Below are 17548 nucleotides of genomic sequence, written 5' to 3' on the forward strand. Positions count from 1 at the left end.
AAGGCAGAGGAGCGAAACTATAGCCGAAGCATGCTTGCCCAGGCGTGATCCAGGCAACTGTGCAACTGAGCTGATGACATTCGACAGCGCGCGCCGCTCCAACCGTACTACGCAGTGTTCACCCGGTGGACTACGCAACGTATCGCTCACGGCTTATCCGGGCGTCGGGCGACCTGTCGTGCAGCCTATAATCGCCTTTTTACCGGAAATCCCCATGTCCGCCCTGCTCGATGCCTGGCGCCACGCCCCGACCCATCGGCGGGTCTGGGCCATGGCCCTGCCGATGATCCTCTCCAACCTCTCGGTACCGCTGGTGGCGCTGGTCGATACGGCCGTGATCGGCCACCTGCCGCATGCCCATCAGCTGGGTGCGGTGGTGGTCGGTGCCAGCCTGTACGCCATGCTGGTCGGCGTCTTCGGCATTCTGCGCATGAGCGCCACCGGTTTCGCCGCCCAGGCCTGCGGTCGGGGCGATGGCACGGCGCTGCGCCAGGTGCTGCTGCAGAGCCTGCTGCTGGCGGGCGGTCTGTCGTTGCTGTTGGCAATGCTGGCCGTGCCGCTGAGCGGCTTAGCCCTGAACCTGATGCAACCCTCGGCGGAGTTGGCCAGCCAGGCCCGCGAGTTCTTCCACGCCCGCCTGTTTGGTCTTCCGGCGACCCTGGCCAGTTCAGCCCTGATCGGCTGGTTGCTGGGTACACAACGCGCGCGCGGTGCGCTGGCCATCATGCTGAGTACCAACCTGCTGAATATCGCGCTCAACCTGTGGTTCGTCCTCGGCCTGGAGTGGGGCGTGGTCGGTTCCGCGCGAGCCTCGGTGCTAGCCGAATGGAGCGGCGCCCTGCTCGGCCTGCTGCTGGCCGGCCGCGCCTTGCGCCATCACCCCGGACAGTTCGACGGGTCGGCCCTTAAACAGTGGCGCAGCTGGCACGCGCTGCTGGCGGTCAACCGCGACATCCTGATCCGCACCCTGGCCCTGCACCTGGTGTTCTTCCTGGTCACCGTGCAAGGCACCCGCCTGGGCGACGCCACGGTGGCGGCCAATGCCCTGCTGCTCAACGGCCTGCTGCTCGCCGCCTTCGCCCTGGACGGCCTGGCGCATGCGGTGGAGGCGCTGTGCGGACATTCCATCGGCGCAGGTGACCGCCTGGCCTTGCGCCGCTCGCTGGTAGTCGCCAGCGGCTGGGCGCTGCTGGCCAGTCTGGGCTTCGCCCTGCTGTTTCTCGTTTGCGGCGAACTGTTCGTCAACCTGCAGAGCGATATTCCCGCGGTACGCGCGGTGGCCTACCAGTACCTGCCCTACCTGGCTGTGCTGCCGCTGCTGGGGGTATGGAGCTACCTGCTCGACGGCCTGTTCATCGGTGCCACCCGTGCCCGCGAAATGCGCAATGCCATGCTCGCCAGCGTGGCTCTGGCCCTGCCGCTGGGCTGGCTGCTGCAGGGGCTGGGTAATCACGGTCTGTGGCTGGCTTTGCTATGTTTTATGCTGATGCGCGGCCTGAGCCTGGCCATCTTCGCGTGGCGCCTGCAGCGCAGGGATGCCTGGCTGGCTACACCGCACTGAACGGAGACAAGAATGCTGCCTGCTCCCTGCCCACCCGATGAAGCCCTTCGCCAACAGGCGCTGGATGACCTCGATCTGCTCGACACCCCCGCCGAGCTGTACCTCGACACCCTGGTACGCCTGACCCGTGAACTGTTCGGCGTCGATACCGTGCTGATCAGCCTGATCGACCGCGACCGCCAGTGGTTCAAGGCGCGGACGGGCCTGGATCTAGCCGAAACCCCGCGCGACATTTCCTTCTGTGGTCATGCGGTGGCGGCGCGCAGCCCGCTGGTTGTCGAGGACGCCCATCTCGACCTGCGCTTCTGCGACAACCCGGTGGTGGTCGGCCCGCCCTTCGTGCGCTTCTATGCTGGCCATCCGCTTTACAGCCGTGACAACCAACCAATCGGCACGCTCTGTCTGCTGCATCCACAGCCACGCGGCCTCGATCCGACGGAGCGGCTGCGCCTGCGCGACCTGGCCACGCTAGTCGAGGGTTACCTGCATCTACGCAATGTCAGCCAGCATGCCCACAAGTTGCGCCAGGCAGTCAGCCGCGAACAACGCAAGGCGCTGATCGACCCGCTGACGCAGCTGTGGAACCGCGCCGGCTTCAATGAATTCTTCCCGCGCGAGCAGGCCAGCGCGACTGACCTGGGTCTGAAACTCGCCGCGATCTATTGCGACCTCGACCACTTCAAGCAGGTCAACGACAAGTTCGGCCATGGCGGTGGCGACCAGGTGCTATGGGAAAGCGCACGACGCATGAGCGCTGCTCTGCGCCCGGATGACCTGCTAGTGCGCCTGGGTGGCGAGGAGTTCGTCGCCCTGGTCAGCGTGCACGACGCCAGCGAGCTGCAGCACATCGCCGAGCGCGTACGCCTGGCCATTGCCGCCACGCCGATGAGCATCGGCACGCTCAGCCATACGGTGACCAGCAGCATCGGGACCGCCATCGCGGCGCCCGGAGAGAGCGCGGCCTCGCTACTGGAACGCGCCGACGGCGCGCTGTACCTTGCCAAAAACCAGGGCCGTAACAGAACGGTCCACGCCGCCTGACCCTGCACGAGGAATCCCCATGGCCGACGCGATTGCCGCCAGCCTGCACTACCTGTCGATCTTCGTCCTGTTCGCCCTGCTGACCGGCGAACACCTGCTGTTCAAAGCGCAAATCGATAACACCACGGCGCGCCGCCTGCTGCGCATCGACATCGCCTACGGCATCACTGCAGGCCTGGTGCTGGTCACCGGCGCGGCGCGCGTGCTGTGGTTCGGCAAGGGCCTGGACTACTACCTGGGCAACAGCCTATTGCATACCAAGGTCGGCCTGTTCCTGCTGATCGGGCTGTTGTCGATCGTGCCGACCCTGACCTTCTTCAACTGGCGCAACGACCTGCTGGCCGGCAAGGCGCCGCAGATCAGCCTGGCGGTGGCCAAACGCACGATCTGGGTGATCCGCCTGGAACTGCTGTTGCTGGTCTGCCTGCCCTTCCTGGCCAGCCTGATGGCACGCGGCTTCGGCTAACCGAGATGCACCAAATTAGTCTCTCGATTGGATCGATAGGCTCGAACGGATTGCTCTTAGCTGAACAGGAAATCATCACCCAGATGCGAATTGTTAGCTGGAACTGCAATGGGGCACTTCGAAAAAAGCGCCACCTCCTGGATGAACTTCGCGCAGACATCCTAGTTGTCCAAGAGTGTGAGAACCCTGAGCACACCCAGGATGCCGATTACAAGCAGTGGGCTGGCAGCCACCTATGGGCCGGAGATAACAAGAACAAAGGTCTTGGTGTATTCGCCAAGTCAGGGATGCGACTAGAAGCACTTGATCTCGACACGGGAGGGCTACAGCTCTTTTTGCCATGCATGGTCAATGGGATCATGTTTTTGGCCGTTTGGACGAAAGAGGCTGGCTCCCCAACCTTTAAATACATTGGCCAGCTCTACAAATGGCTTCAATTGCATAAAGCCCAGCTTGCCCAGCAAAGAGCCATAGTAATCGGAGACCTCAACAGCAATGCGTGCTGGGATGTTTGGGATCGCTGGTGGAACCACTCAGATGTAGTCAAAGAGCTTGCTGATATTGGCCTTCACAGTCTTTACCATGCTCAGACAGGGCTAGACCAAGGTTCAGAAGCCCAGCCCACATTCTTTCTGCACCGGAAGCTCGAAAAGCCATACCACATCGATTACGCGTTCTTGTCTGAAATGCTCAAGAACAGCGCCCAACTATCCATCGGTGCTACCGAGCTGTGGATAGAACACAGTGACCATCTACCGCTTATTGTGGATATCGCACCCACTCAAAAAACCAAGCCATTCAATTAATGGCAACGCAGACAAAAAAGCCCGGCATGCGCCGGGCTTTTTCATCTGTGCAGCAACGGCAAGAACCGCCGACTCAGGTCGCCAGATAGGACGAACGAGTCAATCCCAGACGCAGGGCGTCGAGGAACTGGGTGCGTTCGCGCGGGCTGAGCTTGGCGCTGGCCACCTTGTCGCGGTAGTGGCTCATCAGCTCCTCGGGCGACAGGTGCACGTAGCGCAGCATGTCCTCGATGGTGTCGTGGGTCTCGATGCCGGCGTGGTAGGACGTGCCGTCGGCATTCTGGTAAATATTCACCGAGTCGGTGTCACCGAACAGGTTGTGCATGTCGCCGAGAATTTCCTGGTAGGCGCCGACCAGGAAGATCCCCAGCACATAGTCCTCGCCGTCGCGCAGTTCATGCACCGGCAGGCTGGTCTCGATGCTCTGCTCGTCGACGTACTGGTTGATCTTGCCATCGGAATCACAGGTCAGGTCCTGCAGCACGGCACGGCGCAGCGGTTCTTCGTCCAGGCGGTGCAGCGGCAGGATCGGCAGGATCTGGCCGATGGCCCAAGTGTCCGGCAGGCTCTGGAACACCGAGAAGTTGCAGATGTACTTGTCCGCCAGCTTGTCGTTGAGCTCGTCGAGCACTTGGCGGTGCGAGCGCTGGCGGGCCTTGAGCTGGTTGTACAGGCGCCGGCAGATGGCGAAGTAACACTGCTCGGCCAGGGCCTTCTGCGGCAGGTCGAGCTTGCCGGCCGAGTACTGCGCGGCCACCTCGCTGACATAGTGGGTGGCCCGCCAGTAGGTCTCGGCGACCATTTCCGGGTCGCTGTCACCGAGCAGGTCGATCAGCACCTGCAGCACTTCCGGCTGCTCGATGCTGCTGTCGATGCGCGGCACTTCGTCGTGGTGTTTCTCCACGTCGGTCACCTGCACCAGCAACACCGCGTGGTGCGCGGTCATCGCCCGGCCGCTCTCGGAGAAGATGTGCGGGTGGGGGATGTCCTGGCGATCGCAGAACTCCTTGAGCATGTCGACTACGGCATCGGCGTAGTCTTCCATGTCGTAGTTGATCGAGCTGGCGTTGCGCGAATGGGTACCGTCGTAGTCGACGCCCAGGCCGCCGCCAACGTCGATATGATCGACCGGCAGGCCTAGGGCGCGCAGCTCGCCGTAGTAGCGGATGGCCTCGCGGAAGCCCTTGCGGTAGTCGGCGATGTTGGCGATCTGCGAACCCATGTGGAAGTGCAGCAGGCGGATGCCCTGGTCCAGGCCGGCTTGCTTGAAGCGCTCGACCACCGACAGCAGCTGCGCGGCGGACAGGCCGAACTTGGACTTCTCGCCGCCGGTATCGGCCCACTTGCTCGAAGCCAGGGACGACAGGCGCACGCGCAGGCCGATCTGCGGGGCAACCTTGAGTTCGGCCGCCTCGTCGATGACGAACTGCACCTCGGACTCTTTCTCGATGACGATGAACACGTTGTGGCCGAGCTTCTGCCCCATCAGGGCCAGGCGAATGAACTCGCGGTCCTTGTAGCCGTTGCAGACGATGGTGCCGCCCTTCGGCGCCAGGGCCAGCACGGCCATCAGCTCGGGCTTGGAACCGGCTTCCAGGCCGATGGACACGTCCTGGGTGGCGATGATGTTCTCCACCACCGCTTCCTGCTGGTTGACCTTGATCGGATACAGCGCGGTGTAGCGGTTCTGATATTCCAGGCGCGCGATGCTGGCGTCGAAGGCGCCGGTCAGCTGGCGCACGCGGTATTGCAGGATGTCCGGGAAGCGCACCAGCAAGGGCAGCGACAGGCCGCTTTCGCGCAGGCCGTCGAGCTGGGCATAGAGGTCAATAGGCGCGCTCTGCGGGCCATTCGGGCGGACTTCCACGCGGCCTTCGTCATTGATCGCGAAGAAGCCGGCGCCCCAATGGCGGATGCCATATACGCTGCGGCTGTCCGCGACTGTCCATTGGCTACCGTCGTCTTTGCGTGTGCGTCTTGCGGCCATCGGGGTCTCCTGCAATAGAAAGGACCAGCTGCTTGGTCGGGCAACAGGTTAGAAGCGAATCATGACGAATGACGGAGAGTGGACCCACTGCCCCATCGAGAAGTTTAGGAGGCGCCGGCTCAGCCGCCGGATTTCTTGGCCTTGAAACCGCGCTTGGCGAGTTCTTCGAGGAGCAGGTCGACCATGTCGCCCTGGATCTCGATGACCCCATCCTTGAGTCCGCCACCGCAGCCACAGCGTTTCTTCAGCGCACTGGCCAATTCTTTCAGCGGCTCTTCGGCAAGCGGTACGCCGCTGATGGTGGTGACCGTCTTGCCACCCCGGCCCTTGGTTTCCCGGCGCACACGGGCGATGCCGTCTCCTTCGGGAATCCGGCTCTGCTTGCAGATACAGGCGTCCACCGGCTGGCTGCAGTCGGGACAGTGCCGACCGCTGTCGGTGGAGTAGACGAGACCGCTCAAGGCGGAGAATGACGAAGCTTTCTTGACCACCGGCTTTTCCTCTTGGGTTGGTCAGGATAGCGACTGGTCGACAAGTGCCTGAGGCATCGACCGCGAAGCCCCACTCTGGCAGGGGCAGCGCAACCGGGCTGGGAACCCGGTTTCAAAGGTCGCGCAGTGTAACGGCAAAGATTGGCCTTGCTAAGTATGTAATTGCGCCAATGATCGATGGATTGGCGACCTTTGCCCGCCCTCGTTCGGCATCCTGCACAAAGACGCCCAGAAAACTGCACAAAGCCACGCCAGACAAGGGTTGCAGCGGTTCAGGCCAGAGCAGCCAGGTAGCTGCGCAGGGCCTGCAGCGAGTCGGGGCAGAAGGGCTTGCTCTCGGTGTCACGCAGCACCTGCGCCAGTGGCAGAAAGCGGGCTTCCAGTACTTCCTCCGGCTGTAGCACCAGCGGCGCATCGGAGATGGCCGAGAACACTGCACACCACAGGCGATTGTCCGGCTGATCGAAGAAGAAGCGCCCATGCTCGCGCAGTTCGACGCCGGCGATGCCCAGCTCCTCCTGCAGCTCGCGCGCCGCCGACTCTGCATAGCTTTCGCCCTCGCCCACCATGCCGCCGGCCGCCACATCCCAGTAACCGGGGTAGATGGCCTTGCTCAGGGTGCGTCGGTGCACGCACAGCTCACCGGCAGCATTGAACAGCAGGATGAAGGTGCCACGGCCGATCAGCCCGCGCTCACGCAGTTCGGCACGCGGCAGACTACCTAGCAGGCAGTCCTGCGCATCGACCCAGGCGATACGCTCGGCATCGGAAGCGGCACGGTGCGCCGCTTCCTCGGTGGAGATCGGCATGCCTCAGCCCTGGGTCAGCAGGGTACGCAAATCGATGATCGCCGCATTGGCGCGCGAGATGTAGTTGGCCATCACCAGCGAGTGGTTGGCCAGTACGCCATAGCCGCTGCCGTTGAGTACCATCGGGCTCCACAGTGGCTCCTGCGCCGCCTCCAGCTCACGAATGATCTGCCTCACGCTGACGGTGGCGTTCTTCTTCGCCAGCACGTCGGCGAAGTCCACCTCGATGGCGCGCAGGATGTGCGACAGCGCCCAGGCCTGGCCACGGGCTTCGTAGAACACGTTGTCGATCTGCAGCCAGGGCGTCTTCACTTCCTCCTCGCTGAGCGGCACGGCCTCACCGACGACCGGCACCTTGTCCGACATATCGGTGTTCAGGCGCACCCGGCCGACGCTGGCAGACAGGCGCTGGGACAGCGAGCCGAGACGGGTCGCGGTATCGCCCAGCCAGTTGTTGAGGTTGTCAGCGCGGGCATAGAACTGCGCATTGGGCTGGCTCGGATCGGCCAGGCGCGCCAGGTAGCGATCCAGCGACTTGATCCCCTCGGCGTATTCGGCCTCGGAGGCCGGCAGCGCCCAGCTCTTGTTGTCGAAGTTGAAGCGTGGTTCGGCCTTGGCCAGATCCGGGTCTTCGGTGGATTGCGACTGCGAGCGGGCAAAGTCCTTGCGCAGCGCACGCGACAGATCACGCACCTGGACCAGCACGCCGTACTCCCAGGCTGGCATGTTGTCCAGCCACAGGCCGGGCGGGGCGATGTCGTTGGACAGGTAGCCGCCCGGCTTGTGGAGCAGCGTGCTGGAGACCTGCTTGAGGGTTTCCACCGTGGTGTAGCCGGCCACCAGCTTGCGCTGCGCTTTCTCGGCCGCGGCCTGGGCCTGCTGCTGTACTGGGAACAGCGCGGGTTCCTGGCTCCAGTACCAGCCAATCCCCAGCGCCGCCAACAGATAGATGGCTAACAGACTGCCCAGGGTGCGGCTCAGCCACAAGCCACCGAAATAGCTGCGAACATCATCAACCGAATCGTCGACGCTGCCGCGCAGGTCCTCTGTGCGTTTCTTCCAATCCAGCATGACCTTATCCTTAAATCGTCTTTCTCGAATTACCGACCACTACCCAGACCTGAAGTTGCCGGCCCTGCACTATATAGCGAAGCCTAGAGGCAAACGCAGCGCCGCGGAGCCTGCAGTGAACTAAAAGCGGGCAAAACCGCCAAAAGATGGAAGGTTGGCGTCAGATGATCGACGGTTATAGCGCCTTTCCCTCCCAGTGGTAGCATGGGGCCATCATTCCACCCGCCTAGGGTACGAGAAGACTGCAGGCCATGATCGAGCAAGAAGACCCGAGCCGCGACCGTCTCAAGCAGCACTTTGCCAAACGTGTCATCCATCAGGCACGCCAGGTATTGGAAGTCTGGCAACGCCTGCAACAGGCCGAGTGGAATGCCATCGACATGGCCGAACTGGTCGAGGCCAACCTTGGCCTGTTGCGCTACGCCGAACGTTTCGAGCAGGCCGTGCATGTGCAACTGGCCGCCAGCATCGGTAACTGCCTGAGCGCCGTGGAGGCCAATCGCGGACGCCTCAACAGCCAGCTGATCACCGAACTCAACCAACTGATGCAACGCCTGTCACGTACCGGTCTGCGCCATGGCGACCAGTTCGAGCAGACTTTCCTGCCGCCGCTGCGCAAACCGGTGTACCTGGCCCTGCAGGACTTTGAGCGCGCCGAGCGCCTGGCACAGCAGCTGGAATTCTTCGGCCTCACCGCCCAGGCCCTGGACAGTGCCAATGCCTTCCGCGCCGCCATGACCGAACGCCATCCGGCCGCCATCCTCATGGAGGTCGATTTCGCCGCCCCGGGTCTTGGCCTGCAACTGGCCAGCGAAGCTCAACAGGGCCTGGAGCAGAAACTGCCCCTGCTGTTCTTCAGTCACGAAGACACCGACACGCCAACCCGTCTGGCCGCAGTCCGCGCCGGCGGCCAGGAGTTCTTCACTGGCAATCTGGACGCCTCCAGCCTGATCGAGCGCATCGAGGTGCTCACCCACGTTTCCCAGTACGACCCGTACAAGGTGCTGATCATCGATGATTCGCGAGCCCAGGCGACCCATACCGAGCGCGTACTGAACAGCGCCGGCATCGTTACCCGCACCCTCACCGAACCGATCCAGGCGATGGCCGAGCTGGCCGATTTCCAGCCGGACCTGATCATCCTCGACATGTACATGCCCGACTGCAACGGCCCGGAACTGGCCAAGGTGATCCGCCACAACGACCGCTATGTCAGCGTGCCAATCATCTTCCTCTCCGCCGAGGACGATCTGGACAAGCAGCTCGACGCCATGAGCGAGGGCGGCGACGACTTCCTGACCAAGCCGATCAAGCCGCGCCACCTGATCGCCACCGTGCGCAACCGCGCCAGCCGCGCACGCAATCTCAAGTCGCGCATGGTGCGTGACAGCCTCACCGGGCTGTACAACCACACCCATACCCTGCAGCTACTGGAAGACGCACGTTTCCGCGCCCGTCGCGACGGCCAGCCGCTAAGCTTCGCCATGCTCGACATCGATCACTTCAAGCGGGTCAACGATACCTACGGCCATCCCATGGGCGACCGGGTGATCAAGAGCCTGGCGCTGTTCCTCAAGCAGCGCCTGCGCAAGACCGACCATATCGGCCGCTACGGTGGCGAAGAGTTCGCCGTGGTTCTGCCGGACACCGACGCCGCAACCGCGGCCAAGGTGCTCGACGAGATTCGCCAGCGCTTCTCCGAGATCATCTACCCGGCGCAGCCCCAGGATCTCTCCTGCACCTTCAGTTGCGGCATCGCCGAACTGCGCGGCGAGCTGGACGGCAAAGAGCTGTCCAAGCAGGCAGACGAGGCCCTGTATGTGGCCAAGCATGGCGGGCGTAACCGGGTGGAAATTCACCTCGATTGAGCACGTAGCAGCGTGATCCCCGTCACGCTGTCACAAAGTCGCAATCAAACCGCAATAACCTCGACGGCACCGTTTCAGACTTCCGGTTGCCGCCACCATGCGTCTCAAGCTGCTTACCAATCTGTCCACCGCCCTGCTGGTCACTGCCTGCCTGGCCCTGGCTGCCACGCTCTGGTGGTCGGAACAAGCGCTGGAGCGGCCTTACCTGCTGATGCAGCGCTACCTCAATCTGTCGCAGCAGTTCCAGCACCAGGTCGCCGACAACATCCAGCGTTACCTGGGCAGCGGAGATGCCCTGCGCCACAGCGCCGCCAGCCAGGCAATCGGCGAGTTGGAGCAAGACCTCGATGCCCTGCCGGCGCAACTGGCCGCTGAGCTGCGCCCGAGCCTGGCCGAACTCAGCCAGTTCGCCGCCAACGACCTGCTCGCCGCCGGCAAGCTGGCCGGCGACCCGCAAGGTCTGCTGTTGCAGGCCGAGCGCGAAATCAGTGGAGCCCTCGAACAGCTCGAAAAGTATTCCCGCGAGAGCACCAGCAGCGCGGCCGCCAGCTACCAGGCGCCGCTGTTCCAGGCCGCGCAGCACCTCAGCCGCCTGGCCCATGCCCGCGGCAAACTGGTCAGCAGTGGGCGCAGCGAACTGATCGCCGATGTCGAGCGCGAACTGGCCATCCTCGGCCAGCAGGCCAGCATCCTCGACAGCCTGCCGCTGCTCGGCGTGGCCGCCAGCAGTGAAGACAGCAGCAACAGTTTCGGTGCCCTGCTTGGCCTGGCCGACAGTGGCGAGCAGGAGCAGGCCGAAGACCGCGGCATTGCCCTCAAGCGCGACTTCGCCAGCCTGCTCAAACGCTACCCCGCCGAACTGGGCCGCACCCGTGAGCTGATCGACAAGCGCAACCAGCTGGCACTCGACAGCACGGCCAAGATCGAAGGCCTGCAGCAGGCACTGGCGGCCCTGGAGCCGGCGGTACGCGCCGAGCACGGACGCATCCAGGGCGAAGTACGCCTGATCCAGGGCCTGATGATCGGCCTGATCCTGCTGATTGCCCTGACCATCGACCGCATTCAGCGCCGCCTGAGCAATGTTCTCAGCCGCCTGGCCCCAGCACTTGGCACCTGGGCTGCCGGCGACTTCGCCAGGGATATCGCGCTCAACACACAGACCCGCGAAATGCGCGATATCGAAGACTCGCTGAACCGTCTACGGCGCTATCTGGTCGAGCTGGTCGGCACCATCCACCACAACGCTGCCCAGGTCGCGGGCAGCAGCCGCACCCTGGCCGATTTGAGCCAGGGCCTGCATGGCGGCGCCGAACGCCAGCTGGCCGACACCGCGCAGATCCGCGATGCCCTCGGCGAACTGGAGGGCACCATAGCCCAGGTCGCCGACGACGCCAGCCAGACCGCCGATGCCAGCCGCGCCGCCAGCCGCGCCGTGGAACAGGGCCAACGGGTGATCGAACAGAGCCTGACCGGCCTGCATGATCTGGTCGGCAAGGTACAGGGCAACGCCCAGTCCATCGAGCAACTGGCCAGCGAAACCGCCACCATCGGCCAGGTGCTCACGGTCATTCGCGGCGTGGCCGAGCAGACCAACCTGCTGGCCCTCAACGCCGCCATTGAAGCCGCCCGTGCCGGCGAGATGGGCCGCGGTTTCGCCGTGGTCGCCGAGGAAGTGCGCGCCCTGGCCCAGCGCACCAGCGGCGCCACCGAGGAAATCCAGCAGCTGATCGCCCGCCTGCAGCAGGCCGCCCAGCAATCGCTGGCAGCCATGCGCGCCCAGGTCGAGCATGCCGAAGCCACCGCAGGCCAGGCCGCCCAGGCCGATGGTGCCCTCGACGAAGTGGTCGGGGCGATCCGCACCATTGCGAGCATGGCCGAGCGCATTGCCGAGACCACGGCCCAGCAGGGCGGCGCCGCCAGCGAGATTCGCGGCCACAGCCAGCGCATCCATCGCCTCGGCAGCGACAACCTGGCACATATCGGCGAAGCTCGGCAGCAGGGTGAACAGTTGCTGCAGCTCGGTGGGCAGCTGAATACCGCAGTGCAGGCCTTTCGCGTCGGCTAGTCAGGCAGCACCGGCGGTCGCCCGGTAATATCCGCTGACACCCTGCGGCATGCGGCCTTATGGGGTCGGCTCACCGACTTGGGTATGATGCCCAGCAAGTCTGTCGTGCGAGCCCGCCATGCGCCGTCTGTTGCCTTTCGTTCTGTTCCTACTGTTCAGCCTGCCGGCCAGCGCCGGCCTGTTCGACAAGTTGCCCGATGCGCCCCTGGGCGCTCCACTGAACAACAGCACCGACTTCTTGCCGGTAGGTGAAGCCTTCCATCTGAGCCTGGTGGAAAATTCGCCGACGGCGGTGAAGCTGCGCTTCGTCAATGCCGAGGGTTACTACCTCTATCGCCACGCTTTCAAGTTCCGCATCGAGCCGAGCGACCTGGCGAAGGGCGAGGCCGTGATCCCGGTCGGCCAGCCCAAGCACGATGAATACTTTGGCGATGTCGAGGTGTACTACGGCATCACCGATATCGAACTGCCGCTGGATAACCCCATCGACCTGCCATTCACCGTCCACGTCACCTACCAGGGCTGCGCCGACAAGGGCCTGTGCTATCCACCGGAGACCGCGCGCCTGGAAATCGGCGCAGCCGCCAGCACAGCACCGACCAGCGCTACCAGCGAACCTGCCAGCACCGCCGCCACGGCCCCAGCCAATGCGACCGGCTGGAGCTGGAAGGAACTGGCGCTGTTCTTCCTCGGTGGCCTGGGCCTGGCGTTCACCCCCTGCGTCCTGCCGATGCTGCCGATCCTCACCGGCGTGGTCCTGCGTGGCCAACCGGGCGGCGTGCGTGGCCTGGTGCTGTCGCTGGCCTACGTGCTGCCGATGGCGGTCAGCTTCGCCATTCTCGGTGCGCTGATGGGCCTGTTCGGTGCCGAACTCAACCTGCAGGCGCGCCTGCAGTCGCCGTGGGTGCTGGTGCCGTTCGCGATCTTCTTCGCCCTGTTCGCCGCCGCCAGCCTGGGCTTCCTCGAATTACGCCTGCCACAGGCGGTCGATGGCCCGCTGCAGCGCCTGAGCCAGCGCCTACATGGCGGCACCCTGCTCAGCGCCGCGGCGCTCGGCGTGCTGTCCAGCCTGCTGGTCTCACCCTGCGTATCAGCGCCGCTGGCCGGTGCCCTGCTCTATATCAGCGCCAGCGGCGACGCCCTCGGCGGCGGTCTCAAACTGCTGGCCCTGGGCCTGGGTATGGGCACCCCGCTGGTGCTGTTCGCCGTCGGCGGTGGCGCCCTGCTGCCGAAATCCGGGGCCTGGATGCTCGGCGTGCGCAATGCCTTCGGCGCCCTGTTGCTGGCGGTATCGATCTGGTTGCTGGAGCGTGTCGTACCCGGCCCGGTCAGCCTGGCCCTGTGGGGACTGCTGGCAGCCGGCGTCGCCCTGTGGCTCGGCGCCTTGGAGCTGACGCCGAAAACCCACCACCAGAAAGTCGCGCAAGTGCTCGGCCTGCCCCTGCTGGTGTATGCCATCGTCGCCTGGGTGGGTGCTCTGCAGGGTCACAGCGATCCGCTGCGCCCGCTCGGCAACGCCAGCGTCGTGGCTGCAGAAGTGCAGGCCCCGGCCAGCAGCAACTGGCAGACCATCAGCAGCCCGGCCGAACTGGATGCCGCCCTGGCCGCAGCGAAAAGTGCCGGCCAACCGCTGCTGCTGGATTGGTACGCGGACTGGTGCATCAGCTGCAAGGTGATCGAGCGCGAAGTGCTGACCGCCCCCGAGGTGACCCGCCAGCTCGGCGCCTATCGACTGATCCGCTTCGATATCACGGAAAGTCGTCCTGATCAGCGCGCCCTGCTCGATCGCTATCAGCTGTTTGGCCCACCGGCGATTCTGTTCTTCGCCGGCAACGGTGACGAATGGGCTGATCTGCGTGTCGTAGGAGAGATCAGCGCCGCCGACTTCGCCGAACGTCTGACTCGCGCAGGCAACCGCCAACAGTAAGTACGTCATTTATTTGCCGCAAAAATCGGCCATCGTGACGGCTACTGCAGGCAACTGGACAGCCTGCAGCGCTTTCGGCATAGTCCCGCCATTGGACAGAATAAGGACACATTCATGGCCACCCTTCTGGTGCTGCACGGCCCCAACCTCAACCTGCTGGGCACCCGCGAGCCCGGCGTCTATGGCGCCACCACCCTGGCGCAGATCAATCAGGATCTCGAGCAGCGCGCGCGCGCCGCCGGCCACCATCTGCTGTACCTGCAGAGCAACGCCGAATACGAGCTGATCGAGCGCATTCACGCCGCAAAAGGCGAAGGTGTCGACTTTATTCTGATAAATCCGGCGGCTTTCACCCATACCAGCGTCGCATTACGTGACGCGTTGCTGGCGGTGAGCATCCCATTCATCGAAGTGCACCTGTCCAACGTGCACAAACGTGAAGCCTTCCGCCATCACTCCTACTTTTCTGACATAGCCGTTGGAGTGATCTGCGGCCTTGGCGCCAGCGGTTATCGGCTGGCCCTGGAGGCTGCCCTGGAACAATTAGAACGCCCCTGAAGACCTGACCTTGGGAGTTGCAAAGCTATGGATATCCGTAAAGTCAAAAAACTGATCGAGCTGCTGGAAGAGTCCGGCATCGACGAACTGGAGATCCGCGAGGGCGAAGAGTCCGTGCGCATCAGCCGTCACAGCAAGCAGCCTGCCTTCATGCAACAGCCGATGTACGCTCAAGCTCCAGCGCCGGCCGCCGCCCCGGTTGCCGCCGCTGCCCCGGTCGTCGCCGAAGCCGCCCCGGCTGCCGCCAAGCTGAATGGCACCGTGGCCCGCTCGCCGATGGTAGGCACTTTCTACCGCGCCGCCTCGCCGACCTCCGGCAACTTCGTTGAAGTCGGCCAGAGCGTGAAGAAAGGCGACATCCTGTGCATCGTTGAAGCGATGAAGATGATGAACCACATCGAGGCCGAAGCCAGCGGCGTGATCGAGTCCATCCTGGTGGATAACGGCCAGCCGGTGGAATACGACCAGCCCCTGTTCACCATCGTTTGATGCGCGGGGAACCTGCGATGCAGAAGTTGCAAAAAGTCCTGATCGCCAACCGTGGCGAAATCGCTCTGCGCATCCTGCGCGCCTGCAAGGAACTGGGCATCAAGACGGTGGCCGTCTACTCCACCGCCGACCGTGAGTTGATGCACTTGGGCTTGGCCGACGAAACCGTGTGCATCGGCCCGGCGCCTGGCGCCAAGTCCTACCTGAGCATCCCGGCGATCATCAGTGCCGCCGAAGTAACTGGTGCCACTGCGATCCATCCGGGTTACGGCTTCCTCGCCGAGAATGCCGACTTCGCCGAGCAGGTGGAGAAATCCGGTTTCGCCTTCATAGGCCCGACCGCCGACGTGATCCGCCTGATGGGCGACAAGGTTTCGGCCAAGAACGCCATGATCAAGTCCGGCGTGCCCGTGGTTCCCGGCTCCGACGGCCCGCTGCCGGAAGACGAAGCGACTGCCCTGCAGATTGCCCGTGAAGTCGGCTACCCGGTGATCATCAAGGCCGCTGGCGGCGGCGGTGGTCGCGGCATGCGCGTGGTGCACAAGGAAGAAGACCTGATCAAGTCGGCCAAGCTGACCCGCACAGAAGCCGGTGCCGCGTTCGGCAACCCGATGGTCTACCTGGAGAAATTTCTCGGCAATCCGCGCCATGTGGAAGTCCAGGTGCTCTCCGATGGCCAAGGCAACGCCGTGCACCTGGGCGACCGCGACTGCTCGCTGCAGCGCCGTCACCAGAAGGTGCTGGAAGAAGCGCCAGCCCCGGGCATCGACGAGAAGGCCCGCACCGAAGTGCTGAAACGCTGCGTCGATGCCTGCATCGAGATCGGTTACCGCGGCGCCGGCACCTTCGAGTTCCTCTATGAAGATGGTCGTTTCTACTTCATCGAGATGAACACCCGCGTGCAGGTCGAGCATCCGGTCACCGAAATGGTTACCGGCATCGACATCGTCAAGGAGATGCTCAGCATCGCCGCCGGCAACAAGCTGTCGATCAAGCAGAGCGACGTGGTCATCCGCGGTCACGCCCTGGAGTGCCGGATCAACGCCGAAGACCCGGACAACTTCATGCCCTGCCCCGGCAAGGTCAAGCACTACCACGCCCCGGGCGGCAACGGCGTGCGCGTCGACTCGCACCTGTACAGCGGCTATGCGGTACCGCCGAACTACGATTCGCTGATTGGCAAGCTGATCACCTACGGCAAGGACCGCGACGAAGCCATGGCGCGCATGCGCAATGCCCTGGACGAGATCGTGGTTGACGGGATCAAGACTAATATTCCGCTGCACCGTGACCTGGTGGTCGACAAGGGCTTCAACAAGGGTGGCGTGAATATCCACTATCTCGAGAAAAAACTCGGGATGGATAAGCACTAAGCTCCATTGCTGCACGCGACAAGGGCTGCCCACGGGCAGCCCTTGTCGTTTCCGGCTGGCGCCTGCGGTGGCAGCCGGGCCGCCCCTCAAGTAAGCTGCGCGGCCAATTGCCCCATCGCGCTGCATCGTTCACGAGGTTTCCCCATGCCCTGGTTACAAGTCCGTCTCGCCATCACCCCGGATCAGGCGGAAACCTACGAAGATGCCCTGCTCGGTGTCGGCGCCGTCTCGGTGACTTTCATGGATGCCGAAGACCAGCCGATCTTCGAACCGGACCTGGGCACTACCCCGCTGTGGTCGCACACCCACCTGCTGGCCCTGTTCGAGGCCGACACCGATCCGACCAACCTGGTCGCCCACCTGGAACTGCTGACCGGCGCCGCCTTGCCCGAGCACCAGATCGAGCACATTGCCGACCAGGACTGGGAGCGCAGCTGGATGGACAACTTCCAGCCGATGCGCTTCGGCCAGCGCCTGTGGATCGTGCCGAGCTGGCACGCCGCGCCGGAGCCGGACGCAGTCAACCTGCTGCTTGATCCAGGCCTGGCCTTCGGCACCGGCACCCACCCAACTACCGCACTTTGCCTGGAGTGGCTGGACGGCCAGGACCTCAGCGGCTGCGACGTACTGGATTTCGGTTGCGGCTCAGGCATCCTGGCCATCGCAGCCCTGCTGCTCGGCGCGCCTCAGGCGGTCGGCACTGATATCGACATCCAGGCCCTGGAAGCCTCGCGCGACAACGCTTCGCGCAATGGCATCGACCCAGCGCGCTTCCCGGTCTACCTGCCCGCAGACCTGCCACAGCAACCGGCCGATGTGGTGGTGGCCAATATTCTCGCCGGCCCGCTGGTGTCGCTGGCGCCACAGATCAGCAGCCTGGTCAAACCAGGCGGGCGCCTGGCGCTGTCCGGCATCCTCGCCGAGCAGGCCGACGAAGTGCGCGCCGCCTACCAGGACGCCTTCACCCTCGATCCGACCGCAATCAAGGATGGCTGGGTACGCATCAGCGGGGTCAAGCGCTAGTAGCGCCAGCATG

The 17548-nt window shown here is 64.0% G+C and carries 15 protein-coding genes; 11 read left to right on the forward strand and 4 right to left on the reverse strand.

Features of this window, described 5'->3' with window-relative positions:
• The first annotated feature begins 214 nt into the window (after positions 1–214).
• Genes H3H45_RS13210 through H3H45_RS13225 form a run of 4 tightly spaced genes read left to right on the forward strand, consistent with a single transcriptional unit; the run spans position 215 to position 3874 of the window.
• Positions 215–1561: an MATE family efflux transporter gene (locus tag H3H45_RS13210; RefSeq protein ID WP_182834207.1), complete on the forward strand. Its 1347-nt coding sequence runs from the start codon at positions 215–217 to the stop codon at positions 1559–1561.
• Positions 1562–1573: 12 nt separating this feature from the next.
• A complete protein-coding gene (locus H3H45_RS13215; protein ID WP_182834208.1) occupies positions 1574–2602 on the forward strand; it encodes a GGDEF domain-containing protein in 1029 nt (342 codons plus the stop codon).
• A gap of 19 nt (positions 2603–2621) precedes the next feature.
• Complete coding sequence (locus tag H3H45_RS13220; protein WP_182834209.1) at positions 2622–3068, forward strand: DUF2214 family protein; 447 nt, start codon at positions 2622–2624, stop codon at positions 3066–3068.
• A 5-nt stretch (positions 3069–3073) separates the two neighbouring features.
• Positions 3074–3874 (forward strand): endonuclease/exonuclease/phosphatase family protein, encoded by an 801-nt coding sequence (locus tag H3H45_RS13225; RefSeq protein WP_235983693.1) that lies wholly within the window; start codon positions 3074–3076, stop codon positions 3872–3874.
• A 73-nt stretch (positions 3875–3947) separates the two neighbouring features.
• Here H3H45_RS13225 and speA read toward each other — a convergent pair whose 3' ends face one another.
• From speA to H3H45_RS13245, 4 genes are all read right to left on the reverse strand, one after another.
• A complete protein-coding gene (gene speA, locus H3H45_RS13230) occupies positions 3948–5861 on the reverse strand; it encodes an arginine decarboxylase (RefSeq protein ID WP_182834210.1) in 1914 nt (637 codons plus the stop codon).
• 119 nt (positions 5862–5980) lie between these two features.
• Positions 5981–6352, reverse strand: coding sequence for a translation initiation factor Sui1 (locus tag H3H45_RS13235; protein WP_182834211.1), 372 nt, complete (start codon positions 6350–6352; stop codon positions 5981–5983).
• A 272-nt stretch (positions 6353–6624) separates the two neighbouring features.
• Positions 6625–7161, reverse strand: a complete 537-nt coding sequence (locus tag H3H45_RS13240; RefSeq protein WP_182834212.1) for an NUDIX hydrolase — start codon at positions 7159–7161, stop codon at positions 6625–6627.
• Between the two features lie 3 nt (positions 7162–7164).
• A complete protein-coding gene (locus tag H3H45_RS13245; RefSeq protein ID WP_182834213.1) occupies positions 7165–8232 on the reverse strand; it encodes a DUF2333 family protein in 1068 nt (355 codons plus the stop codon).
• 251 nt (positions 8233–8483) lie between these two features.
• Here H3H45_RS13245 and H3H45_RS13250 point away from each other — a divergent pair, with 251 nt between their 5' ends.
• The 7 genes from H3H45_RS13250 (at position 8484) to prmA (ending at position 17535) form a co-directional block, all read left to right on the forward strand.
• A complete protein-coding gene (locus tag H3H45_RS13250) occupies positions 8484–10100 on the forward strand; it encodes a diguanylate cyclase (protein ID WP_182834214.1) in 1617 nt (538 codons plus the stop codon).
• Positions 10101–10197: 97 nt separating this feature from the next.
• Complete coding sequence (locus H3H45_RS13255) at positions 10198–12165, forward strand: methyl-accepting chemotaxis protein (RefSeq protein ID WP_182834215.1); 1968 nt, start codon at positions 10198–10200, stop codon at positions 12163–12165.
• A 118-nt stretch (positions 12166–12283) separates the two neighbouring features.
• Positions 12284–14092 (forward strand): protein-disulfide reductase DsbD, encoded by a 1809-nt coding sequence (gene dsbD / locus H3H45_RS13260; protein WP_182834216.1) that lies wholly within the window; start codon positions 12284–12286, stop codon positions 14090–14092.
• A 114-nt stretch (positions 14093–14206) separates the two neighbouring features.
• A complete protein-coding gene (gene aroQ, locus H3H45_RS13265; RefSeq protein ID WP_182834217.1) occupies positions 14207–14650 on the forward strand; it encodes a type II 3-dehydroquinate dehydratase in 444 nt (147 codons plus the stop codon).
• Between the two features lie 27 nt (positions 14651–14677).
• Positions 14678–15139, forward strand: coding sequence for an acetyl-CoA carboxylase biotin carboxyl carrier protein (accB, locus tag H3H45_RS13270; protein ID WP_182834218.1), 462 nt, complete (start codon positions 14678–14680; stop codon positions 15137–15139).
• Positions 15140–15156: 17 nt separating this feature from the next.
• Positions 15157–16512 carry an acetyl-CoA carboxylase biotin carboxylase subunit gene (accC, locus tag H3H45_RS13275; protein WP_182834219.1) on the forward strand — a complete coding sequence of 452 codons (1356 nt, stop codon included), beginning with the start codon at positions 15157–15159 and terminating at the stop codon, positions 16510–16512.
• 144 nt (positions 16513–16656) lie between these two features.
• Positions 16657–17535, forward strand: a complete 879-nt coding sequence (gene prmA, locus H3H45_RS13280) for a 50S ribosomal protein L11 methyltransferase (RefSeq protein WP_182834220.1) — start codon at positions 16657–16659, stop codon at positions 17533–17535.
• Positions 17536–17548 lie beyond the last annotated feature (13 nt).

Source organism: Aquipseudomonas guryensis, assembly GCF_014164785.1.
Lineage (GTDB): Bacteria > Pseudomonadota > Gammaproteobacteria > Pseudomonadales > Pseudomonadaceae > Aquipseudomonas > Aquipseudomonas guryensis.

Excerpts from the sequence above, each read along its gene's own strand:
- H3H45_RS13250 (WP_182834214.1), top strand. The coding sequence starts at position 8,484 with ATGATCGAGCAAGAAGACCCGAGCCGCGACCGTCTCAAGCAGCACTTT.
- accC (WP_182834219.1), top strand. The coding sequence starts at position 15,157 with ATGCAGAAGTTGCAAAAAGTCCTGATCGCCAACCGTGGCGAAATCGCT.
- H3H45_RS13245 (WP_182834213.1), bottom strand. The coding sequence starts at position 8,232 with ATGCTGGATTGGAAGAAACGCACAGAGGACCTGCGCGGCAGCGTCGAC.
- prmA (WP_182834220.1), top strand. The coding sequence starts at position 16,657 with ATGCCCTGGTTACAAGTCCGTCTCGCCATCACCCCGGATCAGGCGGAA.
- H3H45_RS13255 (WP_182834215.1), top strand. The coding sequence starts at position 10,198 with ATGCGTCTCAAGCTGCTTACCAATCTGTCCACCGCCCTGCTGGTCACT.
- H3H45_RS13225 (WP_235983693.1), top strand. The coding sequence starts at position 3,074 with ATGCACCAAATTAGTCTCTCGATTGGATCGATAGGCTCGAACGGATTG.
- aroQ (WP_182834217.1), top strand. The coding sequence starts at position 14,207 with ATGGCCACCCTTCTGGTGCTGCACGGCCCCAACCTCAACCTGCTGGGC.
- H3H45_RS13240 (WP_182834212.1), bottom strand. The coding sequence starts at position 7,161 with ATGCCGATCTCCACCGAGGAAGCGGCGCACCGTGCCGCTTCCGATGCC.
- accB (WP_182834218.1), top strand. The coding sequence starts at position 14,678 with ATGGATATCCGTAAAGTCAAAAAACTGATCGAGCTGCTGGAAGAGTCC.
- H3H45_RS13210 (WP_182834207.1), top strand. The coding sequence starts at position 215 with ATGTCCGCCCTGCTCGATGCCTGGCGCCACGCCCCGACCCATCGGCGG.
- speA (WP_182834210.1), bottom strand. The coding sequence starts at position 5,861 with ATGGCCGCAAGACGCACACGCAAAGACGACGGTAGCCAATGGACAGTC.
- H3H45_RS13215 (WP_182834208.1), top strand. The coding sequence starts at position 1,574 with ATGCTGCCTGCTCCCTGCCCACCCGATGAAGCCCTTCGCCAACAGGCG.
- H3H45_RS13220 (WP_182834209.1), top strand. The coding sequence starts at position 2,622 with ATGGCCGACGCGATTGCCGCCAGCCTGCACTACCTGTCGATCTTCGTC.
- dsbD (WP_182834216.1), top strand. The coding sequence starts at position 12,284 with ATGCGCCGTCTGTTGCCTTTCGTTCTGTTCCTACTGTTCAGCCTGCCG.